The organism is Acinetobacter sp. WCHA45, assembly GCF_002165255.2.
Lineage (GTDB): Bacteria > Pseudomonadota > Gammaproteobacteria > Pseudomonadales > Moraxellaceae > Acinetobacter.
In genome coordinates this window covers 1038217-1054695 of sequence record NZ_CP028561.1, presented here as the reverse complement: position 1 = coordinate 1054695, position 16479 = coordinate 1038217, and the positions used below count along the sequence as shown (strand labels likewise).

At 36.4% G+C, this 16479-nt stretch carries 15 protein-coding genes; 9 read left to right on the top strand and 6 right to left on the bottom strand.

Annotated elements, in window-relative coordinates:
• Nucleotides 1-14 precede the first annotated feature (14 nt).
• The 9 genes from CDG55_RS06360 (at nt 15) to CDG55_RS06320 (ending at nt 11571) form a co-directional block, all read left to right on the top strand.
• Nucleotides 15-1508: a DUF4331 domain-containing protein gene (locus tag CDG55_RS06360; protein WP_087537137.1), complete on the top strand. Its 1494-nt coding sequence runs from the start codon at nt 15-17 to the stop codon at nt 1506-1508.
• A 15-nt stretch (nt 1509-1523) separates the two neighbouring features.
• Nucleotides 1524-1763, top strand: coding sequence for a hypothetical protein (locus CDG55_RS06355; protein WP_005165093.1), 240 nt, complete (start codon nt 1524-1526; stop codon nt 1761-1763).
• A gap of 50 nt (nt 1764-1813) precedes the next feature.
• The gene (locus CDG55_RS06350) at nt 1814-2935 is read left to right on the top strand and encodes a tetratricopeptide repeat protein (protein ID WP_087537136.1); all 1122 of its coding nucleotides are present in this window, start codon (nt 1814-1816) and stop codon (nt 2933-2935) included.
• Nucleotides 2936-3027: 92 nt separating this feature from the next.
• On the top strand, nt 3028-5145 hold the full coding sequence (locus CDG55_RS06345; RefSeq protein WP_087537135.1) for a TonB-dependent receptor: 2118 nt from the start codon (nt 3028-3030) through the stop codon (nt 5143-5145).
• Nucleotides 5146-5174: 29 nt separating this feature from the next.
• The gene (locus tag CDG55_RS15250; protein WP_162620821.1) at nt 5175-6101 is read left to right on the top strand and encodes a hypothetical protein; all 927 of its coding nucleotides are present in this window, start codon (nt 5175-5177) and stop codon (nt 6099-6101) included.
• A gap of 535 nt (nt 6102-6636) precedes the next feature.
• Nucleotides 6637-9309 (top strand): DNA mismatch repair protein MutS, encoded by a 2673-nt coding sequence (gene mutS / locus CDG55_RS06335; protein ID WP_087537133.1) that lies wholly within the window; start codon nt 6637-6639, stop codon nt 9307-9309.
• Nucleotides 9310-9584: 275 nt separating this feature from the next.
• Entirely contained in the window at nt 9585-9914 is a 330-nt protein-coding gene (fdxA, locus tag CDG55_RS06330; protein ID WP_004663008.1) for a ferredoxin FdxA, read from the top strand.
• A gap of 136 nt (nt 9915-10050) precedes the next feature.
• Nucleotides 10051-10764, top strand: coding sequence for a D-Ala-D-Ala carboxypeptidase family metallohydrolase (locus tag CDG55_RS06325; protein WP_087537132.1), 714 nt, complete (start codon nt 10051-10053; stop codon nt 10762-10764).
• A 138-nt stretch (nt 10765-10902) separates the two neighbouring features.
• Nucleotides 10903-11571 carry an O-methyltransferase gene (locus CDG55_RS06320; protein WP_005157533.1) on the top strand — a complete coding sequence of 223 codons (669 nt, stop codon included), beginning with the start codon at nt 10903-10905 and terminating at the stop codon, nt 11569-11571.
• 387 nt (nt 11572-11958) lie between these two features.
• Here CDG55_RS06320 and CDG55_RS06315 read toward each other — a convergent pair whose 3' ends face one another.
• The 6 genes from CDG55_RS06315 to lptC all read right to left on the bottom strand — a co-directional run bounded on the left by CDG55_RS06315 (nt 11959) and on the right by lptC (nt 16473).
• Nucleotides 11959-12801: a universal stress protein gene (locus CDG55_RS06315; protein WP_087537131.1), complete on the bottom strand. Its 843-nt coding sequence runs from the start codon at nt 12799-12801 to the stop codon at nt 11959-11961.
• Nucleotides 12802-12915: 114 nt separating this feature from the next.
• Nucleotides 12916-13533: an acyltransferase gene (locus CDG55_RS06310; protein WP_087537130.1), complete on the bottom strand. Its 618-nt coding sequence runs from the start codon at nt 13531-13533 to the stop codon at nt 12916-12918.
• Entirely contained in the window at nt 13523-14125 is a 603-nt protein-coding gene (locus CDG55_RS06305) for an IMPACT family protein (RefSeq protein WP_087537129.1), read from the bottom strand. The genes CDG55_RS06310 and CDG55_RS06305 overlap by 11 nt, the downstream gene beginning before the upstream one ends.
• Before the next feature lie 521 nt (nt 14126-14646).
• On the bottom strand, nt 14647-15393 hold the full coding sequence (lptB, locus tag CDG55_RS06300) for an LPS export ABC transporter ATP-binding protein (protein WP_004663024.1): 747 nt from the start codon (nt 15391-15393) through the stop codon (nt 14647-14649).
• Complete coding sequence (gene lptA, locus CDG55_RS06295; RefSeq protein ID WP_005157541.1) at nt 15393-15941, bottom strand: lipopolysaccharide transport periplasmic protein LptA; 549 nt, start codon at nt 15939-15941, stop codon at nt 15393-15395. The genes lptB and lptA overlap by 1 nt, the downstream gene beginning before the upstream one ends.
• Nucleotides 15925-16473, bottom strand: coding sequence for an LPS export ABC transporter periplasmic protein LptC (lptC, locus tag CDG55_RS06290; RefSeq protein WP_087537128.1), 549 nt, complete (start codon nt 16471-16473; stop codon nt 15925-15927). Before lptC ends, lptA begins: the two co-directional genes overlap by 17 nt.
• Between the last annotated feature and the right edge of the window lie 6 nt (nt 16474-16479).

Here is a 16479-nt window from a genome sequence, read left to right as displayed (position 1 = left end):
CAAGGAGATACAAAATGGACTCTCGCCTACTTTTAGCAATTATGCTAAGTAGTTTTAGTGTGACATCATTCGCTTCAAGCCACCGCGAAGCACCATCAATCAGTAAAACACCCAAGGTTGACGCTACAGATTTTTACATGTTTAAAAGTTATGAGCCGAGCCGAAGTAATTTCGTAACCATACTAGCAAACTATCAGCCTTTACAAGATGCTTATGGGGGACCTAATTATTTCGCTTTAGATCCTAAAGCCTTATATGAAATACACATTGACAACAATGGAGATGGGCAAGAAGACATTACTTTCCAATTTAAATTCAATCAAGAGTTAAAAGACTTACAAGTTCCTGTAGGTGGCAAGAATGTTTCTGTACCATTATCTAACATTGGTAAAATCACAAATGATAGTAGTTCAGCTCAAAATACCGCTGAAACATATACTGTTACCATGATTAAAGGTGACCGACGTAAAGGTGATCGAAGTGCTTTAGGCTCTTTTAAAAAGCCATTCGATAATGTTGGCGCAAAATCAATTCCAAACTATCAAGCCTACGCAGATACATTTGTCCAAAACATTAACTTTGGAAATTGCGGTTCTGGTAAAGTTTTTGTTGGTCAACGTCAAGATCCTTTTGCTGTTAACTTAGGTGAAGTATTCGATTTAGTGAATATTAAGATTCCTGCTACTCAACTCGCACCTTCAGGCGTAAATGCTGAAGATCAAGGCTTGAATACTATTGCAAATAAAAACGTCACTACAATTGCTTTAGAAGTTCCACAATCTTGTTTAGTGGCTTCAAATGATACAGTGATCGGAGGATGGACAACAGCAAGCTTACCTCAAGCCACCTTATTAAATCCTAATCCTGAAAGCAATCTTTCCAGTGCAAGTAAAGTTGGTGGTGCTTGGACTCAAGTTTCACGTTTAGGTATGCCTTTAGTTAATGAAGTCGTCATTGGTCTTAAAGATAAAGATAAATTTAATGCAAGTAAGCCTGTGAATGATGGGCAATTTGCTGACTATGTGACTAACCCAACCCTCCCTACATTAATAGAAGTTCTTTTTAAAGAGGCAACTGGTGGTGCCGTAGTTGCGCCAACAAACTTTCCAAGAACTGACTTAGTTAACGCATTTCTTTTAGGTATTCCTGGCTTAAACCAACCTAAAAATGTAAAAGCATCTGAAATGTTGCGTCTAAATACTGCTATTACTCCAGCAGCAAAAGATAAACAAAATCGTCTTGGTGTAATCGGTGGAGATACTGCAGGATTCCCGAACGGTCGTAGACCTGGTGATGATGTCGTCGATATTGAGCTGAGAGTTGCTATGGGCTTGCTCTGCACAATTGATGGTGTCAATACCGCTGTTGGCTGTAAAGCGAGCGATGCTAAAGCTGGAGGAATAGGCTTTACAGATGGAGCTCTACAATCACCACAACAATTTGGTACTGCTTTCCCATACTTAAATACTCCAGTAGCAGGCTCTCCATTTAATACAGCTAGCAAATAATTAGGAGTAGTCACCATGAGAAAACTCATTTTGCTGTTCATGGTTGGTATTGGATTAAGTGGCTGCGGTGGTAATGACAATAATTCAAAACCAAATAATAACAACCAACCCCAAAATGACCCCGTTCTTAAAGAAACGTTGTCATTAACCAATCAACCTCAAAGTAACTACGAACAGGCTGAACCTAAAAGTATTACTGAAATTTCAGAATCTACTATAGATAACAAATCAGAACCCGTTGCAGTGAAATTTTAAGATTAAGACTCTTAACAAACTTCTGTTAAGAGTCTTTATAGGAGTTTTAAATGTTAATTCGTCAGCTAACATTATCAATAATGGCTTCACTGTATTTAAGTACTGCTTTCGCTCACCCGAAACATCACCATGAAGAATCTTCATCAAGTTCAAAACATCCAGATTATTCAGTAATGTTAAAAAACAATCATAATGATGAGCTGAGAAATCAAATCGTTAATGTGTTACTTGAAAAAGCTTATTCAAAAGGCGACGGTAAGTTTTTAGAACAAGCTGAAGACTTAATGAAATCAAGCTTCAATTCATCAGACACAGAAAATAAATTGTTAGAAACTCGACTCGCTCAAGCAAATCATAATTTCAGCAGAGCAGAAACAATACTTAATGACGTATTAAAAAAAGACCCTAAAAATTATGATGCAATTTTACAACTCGCAAATATATATAGATTACAAGGTCAATTTAATCAGTCACTTAAATTATGTGATCAATTAGATCAACAGAGTGTGAAACTTTATCAAGCTGGTTGTGTCCTGCAAGTGGATGCAATGACAAAAAATATTTCAGAAATAAAATCTAGAACAAATGAACTTCTTCAAATGGCAACAAGGCTAAATAAAAACGATCAGCAATGGTTAGGTAATATTATGCTAGAAATAGCGACAAGATTTAATGATCCAACTCTTGCGAGCCAATCTATTCCATTACTTAATGTAGATAATTTACCCAACACTCTTGCTAAATCCAATTGGTATATTTCTCAACAAGAATATTCAAACGCAATCAAAATTCTGACCCCATATCGTTATCATGATGGCGCGTTATATAGAATTATTTTAAGCAAACAGAAACTAAACGATCCTCTTGCAGAAAAAGACCTAAATGAACTAACTCAAAGAGTACAAAATCTACTCGACCATAAGGATCACATACATCTCAGAGAGCAAGCTCAATTCCTATGGGTTTCAAAAAAATATGACGAAGGTTTACGCATAGCTGCCAAAAACTGGAATATGCAAAGAGAAAATGACGATTTTGAGATTTATGCCGCCCTTGCACTTGATAGTAAAAATCGTGAAAGCACAGAAAAATTATTAAATTGGAGTAATGAGACTGGCTATGAAAATCCGACCTACATTCAAAAATTAAAACAAATGTTAAAGCAACTATAAATCTAAATTTGATAAATAACTGAAAACATGAAATGAATAATGATTTCATGTTTGCGAGAATCAAGAAAATTTATAAAGTTAATGGAATAAAAATGAAAAAAAGAATTTTGTATTGCTTGTTGATAGGAAGCAGTCATTTCTATTTAGGTCAGCTTACTCATGCGGGAGGTGAACTTACAACAACACTTCCTACAATTAAAATAACAGCATCATCAAATTTAGATAGTACTTTTGGGGTCGCACTTACTTCGTCCCAAGGAACAATATCGAAAGAACAAATTGAAACTCGACCTTTATCACGTCCTGCAGAAGTTTTAGAAACGATCCCTGGTGTCATTGTGACTCAACACAGTGGTAGTGGTAAGGCAAATCAATACTTTCTGAGAGGTTTTAACTTAGATCATGGAACTGACTTTGCAACATCATTTGATGAACAACCCATTAACATGGTGAGTCATGCCCACGGTCAAGGTTACACAGACTTAAATTTTCTAATCCCCGAACTGATTGAATCAATTCAATATCACAAAGGAGCAGTATCGATTGATGATGGTGATTTTGCATCAGCAGGTACAGCAAAAATTTCGAGTATCCATTCTCTAGATAATCCTTACGCACAAATAACGTTAGGTAATCACAACTTACTTAGATTTTTAGGCGTTGGAAACTTAGTTCTTAATGATGGGGAATTAATCGGTGCAGTTGAGAATATCAACAGTGACGGACCTTGGGTTAACCCTGAAAATCTTTCAAAACAAAATGTATTCTTAAAATATTTCACTGGTGATCATAATAAAAATCAATCCATCAGCTTTCAACATTATCAAGCACGATGGGATGCTACTGATCAAATTCCAGAGCGGCTGATTGAAAGCGGTGAACTTAATCGCTTCGATAGTTTAAACAAGAGTGATGGTGGTAAGTCTGCTCGGACTGCTATTTGGTATAATGCTAAAAATTATGAGAAAACGAAATACTCAACAATCTCCTCTTATGCCGTATATAACAAACTGAATCTATTTTCTGACTTTAGTTATTTTTTAAATGATCCAATCCATGGAGACCAATTTGAGCAAGCTGAAGAGCGAACGACACTTGGATTTAAATTTCAAAAAGGTTCATTAAGTGAATGGTCAAGCAAAGAGCTTTTAAACTCATTTGGATCATCTCTTAGGTATGATTATATTAACAACTTAGGTCTTTATCAGACACAAGATCGACAACGTTTCAACACGATAAGAAATGATGATGTTAATCAATGGTCTATTGGAATATGGGGACAAAATCAAACAACATGGCAACCTTGGTTAAAAACCATTTTAGGCGTTCGCGGTGATTTTTATTCTTTTGTTGTAAATTCTGATAAAGAAGAAAATAGTGGTCATAAAACTGATCATATTTTCAGCCCTAAAATGAGCATAATTTTAGGTCCGTGGGAGAATACTGAATATTACATTAATTATGCATATGGCTTTCATAGCAATGATGCTAGAGGAACTACAACGCACCTAAACATTGATTCTCGTGATAGTAACTATTTAAAAGCAACTCTCCCCGTTTCTCCATTGGTAAGAACAATAAATTCAGAACTGGGATTAAGAGCAAAACTTATACCTGAGCTCACCTCAACAATAGCTCTATGGCAACTTGATTCAGATTCAGAACTGGTATTTATTGGCGATGCTGGTACGACAGAAGCAAGTAGACCAAGTAAAAGACAAGGTATCGAAATTTCACAATTCTATCAACCAACAGATGCTTGGATTATCGATCTAGATCTGGCTTGGTCAAAAGCAAGATTTAAAAATGAAAATTCGGAAGGAAATCATATTCCTGGGGCAATAGAAAAGACCATAGCTGCTGGATTTACTTATAAACTGAATGACCAAATTAATTTTGGAGGACGTTTGCGTTACTTTGGTTCTCGCCCTTTGATTGAGGATAACTCAGTTCGTTCCGATTCATCAACTTTAGTTAACTTACAAGGAAGCTATCAATTTAATAAAAACTTTCTAGCACAAGTTGAACTCTTTAATGTATTCGATCAAAAAACAAATGATATCGAATACTACTATGCATCATGCACTCGTCAAGATCTCAGTGAGCCTACATGCTCACCTAACTCTTCAGAACGTGAAGGAATTTATGATAGGCATATCCATCCTACTGAGGGCAGAAACCTCAGAATGACCTTCCGCTATTTATTCTGACCTGAGCGATAAATGCTGAGGAGAAAAATATGTTGTCTCAAAATAAACTCAATATTTCACATATCGCATTTCTCTTTAGCATTATGATGCATGTTTTTATTGTAATCCTACTTTTAAATTTTGCAGTTAAAAAAAACGATCATATAAATTCAAATATAAAGATTACGTTAGTTTCGGCATCAAGTGTAAATCATAAAGATGCAATGTTTTTGTCTTCAAAAGATTCGCAAACAACAGCAACAATCGATCAACCTCAACCTCAACCTCAACCTCAACCTCAACCTCAACCTCAACCTCAACCTCAACCTCAACCTCAACCTCAACCTCAACCAATCAGCGAAACAATATTTGATAGTACAGCACAAGTAAATGCATCAACAGAAAATCAAGTACCAGAGTTCTTTAGTATCGATGAGCATGTAAATTCATCAAAAATTGAGCATACTTATGACCCGCTCTTGGATGCACAAAATAGAGCAAAAAAAGCTATAAAAGAAGCAAAAGACGTATCAAATCTTTATCAGTCAAATATCAAACCGATGGAAACTGACTTCTTAGAAAAGAACCAATTATCTTCTTTAAAATTAGAAACTGACTCATTTAGTTTTTACAAAGTTGAAATTATTGACACACCAAAGGATTTTGAACGTTATTCTGCTCAAATTCATGTTTCTAAAACCACATCATCAAGTGAAGAAGAAATTAAAATTAATCAACTTAGTGAACAAATTACAGAACTACTTCATGAAAATCGCTTAGTTTTAACCAACAAAAATCCTGAAACTATTGAATTTATAATCGATCCAGTTAATCGAATTATTCTTATTAATCTTTCTTCAGAATCATTGAAAATGCATCACAATCTCAAATCATTATTAGAAAACATGTCGTTTGATGCAATTCTAATAGATAGCAATCTGAATCAAAAAGCTTATTCTTTTGTTGTTAATATTTAATTTTCAACATAATAAAGAGATTTAAAAAACTCTCTTTTGGGGAATTATTTGTGATTCAATCCAGATAGCACAATCATTAATATACTTTTATGATAGATTTCTTCTAGCTTGAACTTGCACCCCATCATCAACAATACTTTTAACAAGTTCCACAATATCTTTTCTTATAATAATATCTACCCGTCTATCTCCTAATTTTTCAACGATATCAACATATAATGTTCTTCTTGTTTCATGCTGCTGTCTTTTAAAATTACGAGAATCCTCGATCTTTTTTAAAGACCAGTACGCTAGTCAACAATTATTCTACTCTAATTAATTTCTATCAAATAACAAACTATGACATTTTTCAAATTTCATTTTTTTATTAAAACTGCTGTTCTGGGTTTAAAATAAGATTTCACTCACTATTGGCTCAATTCTTAGATATAAAAGCTGTACTTTTCCTTAGATGAGTTCCTGTTGACTCCCTATCAGTTAGACAATTAGACTTTCTATATTTTAATTTATTCAAAAATTTAAGGACTTAATACGCATGAACAGTGCTGAAATCATGGCTGACTTATCTTCCCACACCCCAATGATGCAGCAATATCTCAAAGTCAAAACAGACTATCAACATGCATTGCTGTTCTATCGTATGGGTGACTTTTATGAACTATTCTTTGAAGATGCGCATTTAGCAGCCAAACTACTCGGCATTACGCTGACTCATCGCGGTAAAGCGAGTGGGCAACCGATTCCAATGGCTGGTGTGCCTTATCATTCAGCCGAAGGCTACCTTGCCCGCTTAGTTAAATCTGGTCGCACAGTTGCAATTTGTGAGCAAGTTGGTGAAGGCGAGAACGCAGGTTCTCGCGGTAAAGCACCTATGGAACGTAAAGTAGTTCGTATTATAACACCAGGTACTTTGACTGATGATGCATTACTTAGCAGTTATCAGTCTTCAAATCTGGTTGCTTTATGTATTCAACAAAATCAAATTGGGTTTGCATTACTTGATTTGAGTGCGGGTATTTTTAAAGTTCAACAACAAAATTATAAGCCAGAACAATTGGCGATTGAGCTAGCTCGTTTAATGCCTAGCGAGATTCTCATTGATGAAGATCTGATCGATCAAAATATTATTGAACAAATTAAAAAGAATTTAGACTGCCCAATTACTAAACGTCCAAATGTTGATTTTAATTTAAATAATGCACAAAAAACTTTGTGTGACCAATTCTCAGTTTCAACTTTATCAGGCTTTGGTCTAGATCCACTCCCTTTGGCAAAAGCCGCAGCCGCAGCATTAATTCATTATGCCAAAGAAACACAAAAAACGGCTTTACCACATATTCGTTCTATTCAAATTGAGCAAAGCACTGACTTTATTGCACTTGATCCAATTACACGGCGTAATTTAGAAATTATTGATCCGTTATTTGAACATGGCACATCTTTATTCCAACTGATTAATGACTGCCAAACCGCAATGGGTGGCCGTTTACTCAGTCGAACGCTTATGCAACCGATTCGTGATACTGCCATATTAGATGCTCGCTTAGATGCCTCAGAGCAATTATTAAAAGGCTACCATGAATCTCCTGTACGTTTAGTGCTCAAAGAAATTGGTGATATCGAACGTGTATTGAGTCGTGTTGCTTTGGGCAGTGCACGTCCACGCGATTTAGTTCAACTGCGTCAAGCATGTGCACAAATTCCATTTTTACGGCATGCTTTAGCACCTGTGCTAAAAAACCAACAATCTCAATTATTAAATCAGTTGGATAATCAATTAGGTGATTTCAAAAGTCTACATCAACATTTAATGGCGGCAATTGTTGAAAATCCGCCAGTATTATTACGCGATGGTAATGTGATTGCTGAAGGTTATGATGATGAACTGGATGAATTACGTAAAATTCGCGATCATGCAGGGCAATTTTTAATTGATTTAGAAATTAAAGAACGCCAACGTACTGGAATCAATACACTTAAAATTGGTTATAATCGTGTCAGTGGTTACTATATTGAGTTGACACGCGTTCAGGCCGAGCAGGCACCTGCCGATTATATTCGCCGTCAAACCTTAAAAAATGCGGAACGTTATATCACTCCAGAGCTCAAGAGCTTTGAAGATAAAGTCCTTTCAAGTGAATCACGCGCGCTTGCCCGTGAAAAGCTTTTGTTTGAATCCTTATTAGATGAGCTTCGCCAAAATATTGCTCAACTACAAATGATGAGCGCAGCAATTGCGCATATTGATGTACTGGCAAATTTTGCACATCAAGCCAGATTAAATAATTGGACAAGACCTGAATTTACGGCTGAAACCAGCATCAAAATTCAAGCTGGTCGTCATCCTGTGGTTGAAGCTTTAAATAAAGCACCATTTACACCGAATGATACGACTCTAGACCCACAACACCGTATGGCGATTATCACTGGTCCAAATATGGGCGGTAAATCGACATTTATGCGTCAGACCGCATTAATCAGTTTACTTGCTTACTGTGGTAGTTTCGTTCCTGCAAAATCGGCAAAACTGGGTTCAATTGATCGTATCTTTACCCGTATCGGTTCTGCGGATGATTTGTCGACAGGTAAATCTACTTTTATGGTGGAAATGACTGAAACCTCACAGATTTTACATCATGCTACAAGTCAATCTTTGGTTTTGATGGATGAAGTTGGTCGTGGTACGAGTACTTATGATGGCCTCTCTTTAGCTTGGGCATGTGTACTTGATTTGACGAAGCGTGTGAAATGTCTATGTCTGTTTGCAACACACTACTTTGAGTTAACCGAACTGGGTGGTGAAGTTGGTATTGATAATTATCATGTGACAGCACAAGAACTGAATGGTAATTTAATTTTATTGCACAAAGTACAACACGGTCCTGCAAGCCAAAGCCACGGCTTACAAGTTGCAAAACTGGCAGGTATTCCAGCAAGTGTAATTAAAGAAGCACAGAAACGTTTGAAAATTCTGGAAAAGCAACAGCATCAACATTTGCAAAATACAGTTCAAAATGATTTATTCAGTTCACTTGAGCATGAAATTGAAACTCAAGTTGTTGAGAAAATTGTTGAAGTGGAAGCTCAATCCCCTGCGCTTGAATTGTTAGATAAAATTGATGTGGATGATCTAACACCACGTCAAGCACTTGAACAGCTTTATCAGCTCAAAGCCTTATTCAAATCTAGCCAAGCACTCGAAAATTAAGATTAAATCATCAGCTTTGGCCCTAGGTCAGAGCTGATTTCTCTAGTTGTAAGATCTCAATTATATTTGTGCGCTCATTTTGCATCATGTAATGCAAGGAGAAATTCGACAATTCATTAAGTTATTGAGACTTATTATCAATAAAAGTCATATAAATAAGCCCATTTCATTGATACGAATAATAAATATCAATAAAAGGAATTGTTTCTATCGGTATTTTTTGCCTAAAATACACTATGCAAAATGAAAACCATATTTTTTAGGTAGCTGCCGCCATGACCTTTGTTGTCACCGAAAACTGTATTAAATGTAAATATCAAGACTGTGTTGAAGTTTGCCCTGTAGATTGCTTCTATGAAGGTCCAAACTTTCTTGTCATCAATCCAGACGAATGTATTGACTGTGCATTGTGTGAACCTGAATGTCCAGCAAATGCGATTTTCTCTGAAGATGAGCTACCTGAAGGTCAAGAAGCTTTTATTGAGCTGAATGCTGAACTCTCTGAAAAATGGGCAGGTAATAACATCACTCAAATTGGTGAACAACCTGCTGATCGTGAAGAATGGAATGGCAAGCCAAATAAATTGCAATATTTAGAAAAATAATCATAGAAAAGACCAGTATTAACTGGTCTTTTTTTATACTCAAATCACACATTTCTTTGCAATTGCACCATTATTTGTGCGTTATTTTGCATTAAAATAATTCATCTATCACTTATAGATTGTGAACTGCTTTTTTATGATGCGAAATAAATTACAGGGTCTCTTATCATTTTGTATCATCCCTGTGATGATGGTCGGTTGTGTCAGTTCAGCCACTAAAGTGAATCAAAATCAAGATAAAAGAATTTACATTCCTCAAGAACAAGTTACTTTTACTCGCCCAATTCCAAATAAAGTTGAACCAAACTCTTATCGCCAATGGCTCAATCAAGGTGAAAATTACGCGCGCGTCCGCGAATACGAGCAGTTTTTAAATCGTAATAATGTTGCACACATTATTCCAAGTTTTGAATTATTACGTACCGCTAGAGATTGGCAAAAATGTGGTCGCTCAGAATATATGGTACCAAATCGTGAGCTATGGAATAATTCACTTTCAACCTTACGGGTCTTTAAATATTTAATCGCTGCTAAGATTTTAACTGATTTCGAAGTCACTTCTGTTTACCGCGATCTACCTTTAAATCAATGTGCAGGTGGTGCGGGTTCTTCTAAGCATTTGTTCAATTCAGCAATCGACTTCCGTATCGGGCCTGAGGTTCCACAACCGCAAGACTATGCATATATTGAACAGACTAAATTTAAACTATGCCAATTTTGGATCCAGCATGGGCAGAGTTTAAATCTTGGAATAGGCTTGTACAGCTCAGGGCAAATCCATATTGACACACAGGGTTATCGAACTTGGGGGCCTGACCTCACCCGAAATAGTTCAATGTGTAACTTCTAATAAACGATAATTTAAATCGATAAGAGATCTAAACGGTCTCTTTTTTATTTGAATGGCAGTGATTAATTCAGTAATCAAATTGCACTCTAAGCATAAATGTTTAAAATGCAGCTAAAAGATTCATAGGTAAACTTGATTATGCAACAGATGTGGACCGACATTGATGACTATATCAATTCACATTTAATTCCCACAGACCCAAGACTTCAACACGCATTAGACAACACCGATACTCAGGGGTTTTCTAATCATTTGGCTGTTGCGCCTAATCAAGGCATGTTTTTGCAAATGTTGATTCAGATGAACCAATGCAAACGGGTACTGGAACTGGGAACTTTTGGTGCCTACAGTACTATTTGGCTTGCAAAAGCATTACCTGAAGATGGCTATCTACTCACGGTAGAAGGTCGAGATACTCACGTCATTATTGCTCAGGAAAATATCGATTTTGCCAAGATGCCAACCAATATCGAGCTCAAGAAAGGTCGTGGTGCAGATATTATGAAGCAACTCATTGCTGAAGGCAGTGAACCCTTTGATCTAATTTTTATTGATGCCGATAAACAAAGTTATCGTGAATACTTTGAATTAAGCTTAAAGCTTTCTCACTCAGGTACGATTATTGTACTTGATAACGTCATTCGTGCAGGTGCGATCTTAGATGAGAATAATAAGAAGCCTAGTATTGAAGGGATTCGTGAAGCATTCTCAGCATTAAAAGATCATCCTCAACTGCTCTCTTGCACTGCTCTACAAACAGTAGGATCTAAAGGGCATGATGGTTTTGCAATTGCAATCGTAAAATAGAGATCAAAAAACAATCTAAAAAAATTATTTATTCAATATCAATAGATTATATTTATCTACAATGCTTTTCCATATAGTTATCCACAGTAATTGCGGATAACTAGTAGAGGGTCTATTAACACTTCACAGATGCTTGCGACAGCGAGCATTTTTTAGGCGGAACAAGGCATGTATTGTGAAATTTAGTCATTCTAAATGAACAAGACATAACACAGTAACGACAAAAAATGCTCCTGTCCCATAGGGTTATGGCTAAAATATCCACAAACTTCGTTATGAAACTTGACAAGGGTCTCGCCATTGCCTGCGTTTCATGCCTTGTTTGAGTCATTTTAGCCTATAACGCAAGCATGGTTGAAGTGTAATAAACCCTCTTATAAAAATGAATTACTTAGCCACAAGCAAAGGTACATTGGCATTACGGAAAATGGTGGTGGTAATGCTACCCAAAAAGAATTGATGGATTTTACTGTGGCTGAAAGCACCTAAAACAATGAGTTGAATATCATGTTCTCGTTGATATTCAAGAATATTTTGGGCAACATCTCCGTATCGATAAATGGGTATAACATCTAAACCCGCATCTTTTAAATATTTTTCTGGCTCTGCCAGCATTTCTGGATGATCACCGACATAAAGCAAATGACATTGTAACTTTTTCAATAAATCACTTTGGGCTATACGTTGCAGCATTTTTTGACAGGTCGGTGAATACTCATAAGCGAAAATAAAACGTTTCGGTGGTTCAAAATGCTCTCCCACTGTAATCACTGTACAGTTTGCACCACGAATAAAGTTTTCCACGTTACTGCCAATTGGCTTATTCTTCTCGGCCGCCCGTTCACCCACACGCCCAATAATCACAACATCATTCTCTTTTAAAATATTAAAGCTCTGTTCAAGAAAATCGCCTTTTTCCTGAATCTTGGTACTGGTTAAATCATATTGTTTTTCGATCAGCTCAGAAATATGTTTCAGTAAGTTATTACTGTAGTCGAGTGCGAGTTCACTTTGCTTTTGCTCAAGCTCGGCCAGCTCCTTGAGCAGCATGGCATTACTTTCAAAACCAATGACACCGCTGATTTCACCTAAATGATAGCTTGCTGGATAATAGTCTAGGATTTGCAACAGTACTAATTCTCTTTGCGTTTGCTTCGCCACCCATGCGGCTGCTTCAGCAACAGCATCAATACAGGGTGAAGAATCGATACATGCAATCACACGGTTCATTTTCGCCTCTCTTTAGGTATATACCTTAGGTCTTCTACTTATTTTTAACTTATCACAGATCAAAGTATGGTGGGTTAAATTTATGTATAGAATCTCATGAGCTTTTAATTGATTTTATTCAGTACGATAACGAATCAATCTAGCTGGATTACCTGCCACAATTGCAAAATCTTCTATATTTTTAGTGACCATACTATTCATCCCCACAACCGCATGATGTCCAATTTTCACGCCATCTTTTATACCAACATGAGCCCCTAACCATACATCTCGCCCAATCTCAATTCCTTTGGAGCTAACAGCTTGTTGGTATATTGGTCGGTCTAAATCCATGCCATGATCAAACGCATATAAATGACTATAAGCGGCTATTCGAACCTGATCATGCAGCTTAATGCCTGCACGTCCACCATCTAAAATACAATGATGATTAATCGCGACTTCGTTACCAATCTCTAAAGGTCCATGTAAAGTACAATCTGCTGCAATAAAGGTATTGTCACCAATGCTAATCTTTCGCCCACGCTCTGCAAAAATATGCGCTAAAGGAGAAATAAAACAATTTTTGCCAATCTCTATTGTTTCCATTTCCATCAAATAAGCTTGATATTCAGCTTGCCATGCTTCGACCCATTCTCGATGTTTAGGCTTAAGTGACCAGTACAACCAAGGCATATAATTCAAACGATGCTTATGTTGTTCTCGATACTTTAATAAAGGATCAGTTGTCATCTTCTTGTTCCTCTATCACCTTAAGCGATTCACGTCCACGTGTCACATCTTGGAGCTTATGCCTTAAAGGCTCAATTTGATGTACTTGTAATCGTGCTTCAATAAGAACACCTGTTTCAGTGTAACGTTCTTGATATTCAATCTGTTGTTGGATCAATTCATATTGGATAATTGCCCATTCATTAAATAAACAGGCAAATTGAATCTGTTTTTTCTCAATCAATTCAATTTTTTCAGCGAGTAATAAACACTGACCTGCACATCCACCATACGCTCTGACCAAACCACCTGTACCGAGCTTAACACCACCATACCAACGATTGACTAATACAATGATATTGGTTAAATCATTACCTTCAATGGTGGCAAGAATGGGGCGACCTGCGGTGCCTGAAGGTTCGCCATCGTCATTAAACCGGACATGATGCCCAATTTTCCATGCCCAGCATTGATGGGTGGTTGATGTATCTTTAGTCTGCTCTAAAAAGGCCTTGACCTGTTGTTCATTTTCAACAACTGCGGCAATCGCTTGGAAACGACTTTTTTTAATGTCTTCTTCAAAAGTAACTGTATTCGCGATAGTGAAAGGCATAAAACATAAATACAAACCAAAAAGAGAGTATAACTTTTCACAAGACAATAAAAAACCTCACTTTAAGCGAGGTTTTTTTAAAGTATGGTACCGTTCACGGGGTGTCTCAGCATGCGTAATCGGTACCGATAAAAGTACTATAGAAAATAGCCACTTAATATCTCCATATATTTTACATGTTCTACTATTGACGATTATATATCTGTCTTTATGCTCATATTCTTTTCATATTATTATCGTTTAAAAGCACAATCATTCTACTCACTTTTTCCAACAAAAAACTATGCTCTTTCAGCTAATTCGAACACACTCAAGTGTTTGTTTTTTTTGTAAAATAGTTTCGTAATAATGCGCAAACAACAGCATAAAATAAAAGTAAAAATTAATTAAAAATCAATCATCTAATAATTGAAACCTTTTAGTTTTAAATACATTAATCACGTATCTATTTATTATTCATAATAATTTTAGATAAAAAAAGAACCAATAAATGGTTCTCTCATCTCTTGATTGAATTTGGCTCAAACAACAAAGTCATCACCTAGATACACTTTACGTACTTGCTCATTATCTAAAATTTCTTGCGGAGTTCCTTCTGCTATCACAGAACCTTCACTGACAATATAAGCTTTTTCACAAATTGCTAAGGTTTCTCGTACATTATGATCAGTGATTAAAACACCAATTCCTCGACTCTTTAATGTCTGGATAATATCTTTAATATCACCTACAGAAATTGGATCGACGCCTGCAAATGGTTCATCTAATAGCATAAATTTGGGATCAGCTGCCAACGCACGAGCAATTTCAGCACGACGACGTTCACCACCAGATACACTCATTCCTAACGAGTCTTTAATATGATTAATTTTAAAATCATTCAATAATTCAGTTAAACGTTGCTGTCTTTGCTGTTTATTTAGATCTTTACGCGTTTCCAAAATTGCCATGATATTTTCGGAAATTGTGAGCTTTCTAAAAATTGATGCTTCCTGTGGTAAGTATCCAATACCTTTACGTGCCCGCTCATGCATCGCTAGATCAGATAAATCTAAATTATCTAAATGGATTTCACCCTTATCCATCCGAACAAGTCCGACAACCATATAGAAACTTGTGGTTTTACCTGCACCATTTGGTCCAAGTAAACCGACAATTTGACCGCTTTGCATCGTAAATGAAACGTCTTTTACCACCCACCGTTTACTATAGTTTTTAGCTAGGTGTTTAATACATAAAGTTTGTGATTGCTGTACTGATTGATCCATTAATCACGCGCCCCTGGAGAACTTTTAGAACTTGATGGCGGAATAATAATTTGAACTCGATTTGATGAAGAACCTTGTGCCTCTACATCACCTTTGTTCATACTATATTTCAGACTGTTACCACGAATACTAGAGCCATCTTGATATAGATACGCCTTACCAGTTAAAGTAATAATTCCTGTATCGGCATTATAAACAATGGTCTGCGCTTCACCACGCGCTAAACCTTTTTTAGCATCTATTTGCTGCTGAAATTTTGCCAACTGACCTTTAGCTGTAATCGTTTGTATTTCTTTTTTGCTATTCAATGTCGCAATAATAGAATCAGCCTGAAGCTTCATCGTGCCTTGCTCGATCACTACGTTACCCGTATAAGTTGTTACACCCGTTTTATCATTATAGGTTGCACGATCAGCAACCAATGATAACTGTTGGCTACGGTCTGATGGCAAAGCAAAACTTGAAGCCGAAGAAAATACTACAGCGGCAATACAAGTGACCTGTTTTAGGAAAGTGAAACGAAATTTAGAATTAAAAGCTTGGCGCATACTTTCCTCGAATTTTGTAGAATTCATATTGACCATTATTCAAATTTGCCTTTAGACCTTGACTAACAAACTCAGAACTTGGCGTTTGTACAGTGACTGAGTGTTGTGTCTCTAATTCTCTGGTTTTTGGATATCCTGTGAGTTCATTAGTATGAAACTCCATTTTCCCCTGATCAGACAATTTAGTTGCAACGACATTGCCTTGTAATATGATCTTTGTATTATCGTCATAGGCTTGTGCTTGTTTTGCATAAAACGTTGCATCAGCCTTACCCTGCTTGTACATCACGGCATTTAATTGATCAAGTTGGGATGTTTTCTGCTGCATATTTTGCTGCAACTGTTTCACCTCAGCCCGAATGTATAAATTACCCTGCTCATCAGTCTGTGTTAAGTGAACACCCTGCGCTGAATAAGTCATATTTTTCGCTGAATCAACATCCAACTTTTTTGCTTTGCCGCTGTAATAATAATAGCCACCACTTAAAGCAGCAATCAAAACAGCGACAACATATAAAACCTTGGTATCCATAAACAG

What these genes read in the sequence shown, in the direction of transcription:
- CDG55_RS06360 (WP_087537137.1), top strand. Translation starts at nt 15, where the DNA reads ATGGACTCTCGCCTACTTTTAGCAATTATGCTAAGTAGTTTTAGTGTG.
- CDG55_RS06350 (WP_087537136.1), top strand. Translation starts at nt 1,814, where the DNA reads ATGTTAATTCGTCAGCTAACATTATCAATAATGGCTTCACTGTATTTA.
- lptB (WP_004663024.1), bottom strand. Translation starts at nt 15,393, where the DNA reads ATGGATCAATCAGTACAGCAATCACAAACTTTATGTATTAAACACCTA.
- CDG55_RS06305 (WP_087537129.1), bottom strand. Translation starts at nt 14,125, where the DNA reads ATGCCTTTCACTATCGCGAATACAGTTACTTTTGAAGAAGACATTAAA.
- CDG55_RS06355 (WP_005165093.1), top strand. Translation starts at nt 1,524, where the DNA reads ATGAGAAAACTCATTTTGCTGTTCATGGTTGGTATTGGATTAAGTGGC.
- CDG55_RS06310 (WP_087537130.1), bottom strand. Translation starts at nt 13,533, where the DNA reads ATGACAACTGATCCTTTATTAAAGTATCGAGAACAACATAAGCATCGT.
- CDG55_RS06345 (WP_087537135.1), top strand. Translation starts at nt 3,028, where the DNA reads ATGAAAAAAAGAATTTTGTATTGCTTGTTGATAGGAAGCAGTCATTTC.
- CDG55_RS06315 (WP_087537131.1), bottom strand. Translation starts at nt 12,801, where the DNA reads ATGAACCGTGTGATTGCATGTATCGATTCTTCACCCTGTATTGATGCT.
- fdxA (WP_004663008.1), top strand. Translation starts at nt 9,585, where the DNA reads ATGACCTTTGTTGTCACCGAAAACTGTATTAAATGTAAATATCAAGAC.
- lptA (WP_005157541.1), bottom strand. Translation starts at nt 15,941, where the DNA reads ATGCGCCAAGCTTTTAATTCTAAATTTCGTTTCACTTTCCTAAAACAG.
- CDG55_RS06320 (WP_005157533.1), top strand. Translation starts at nt 10,903, where the DNA reads ATGCAACAGATGTGGACCGACATTGATGACTATATCAATTCACATTTA.
- CDG55_RS06325 (WP_087537132.1), top strand. Translation starts at nt 10,051, where the DNA reads ATGATGCGAAATAAATTACAGGGTCTCTTATCATTTTGTATCATCCCT.
- CDG55_RS15250 (WP_162620821.1), top strand. Translation starts at nt 5,175, where the DNA reads ATGTTGTCTCAAAATAAACTCAATATTTCACATATCGCATTTCTCTTT.
- mutS (WP_087537133.1), top strand. Translation starts at nt 6,637, where the DNA reads ATGAACAGTGCTGAAATCATGGCTGACTTATCTTCCCACACCCCAATG.
- lptC (WP_087537128.1), bottom strand. Translation starts at nt 16,473, where the DNA reads ATGGATACCAAGGTTTTATATGTTGTCGCTGTTTTGATTGCTGCTTTA.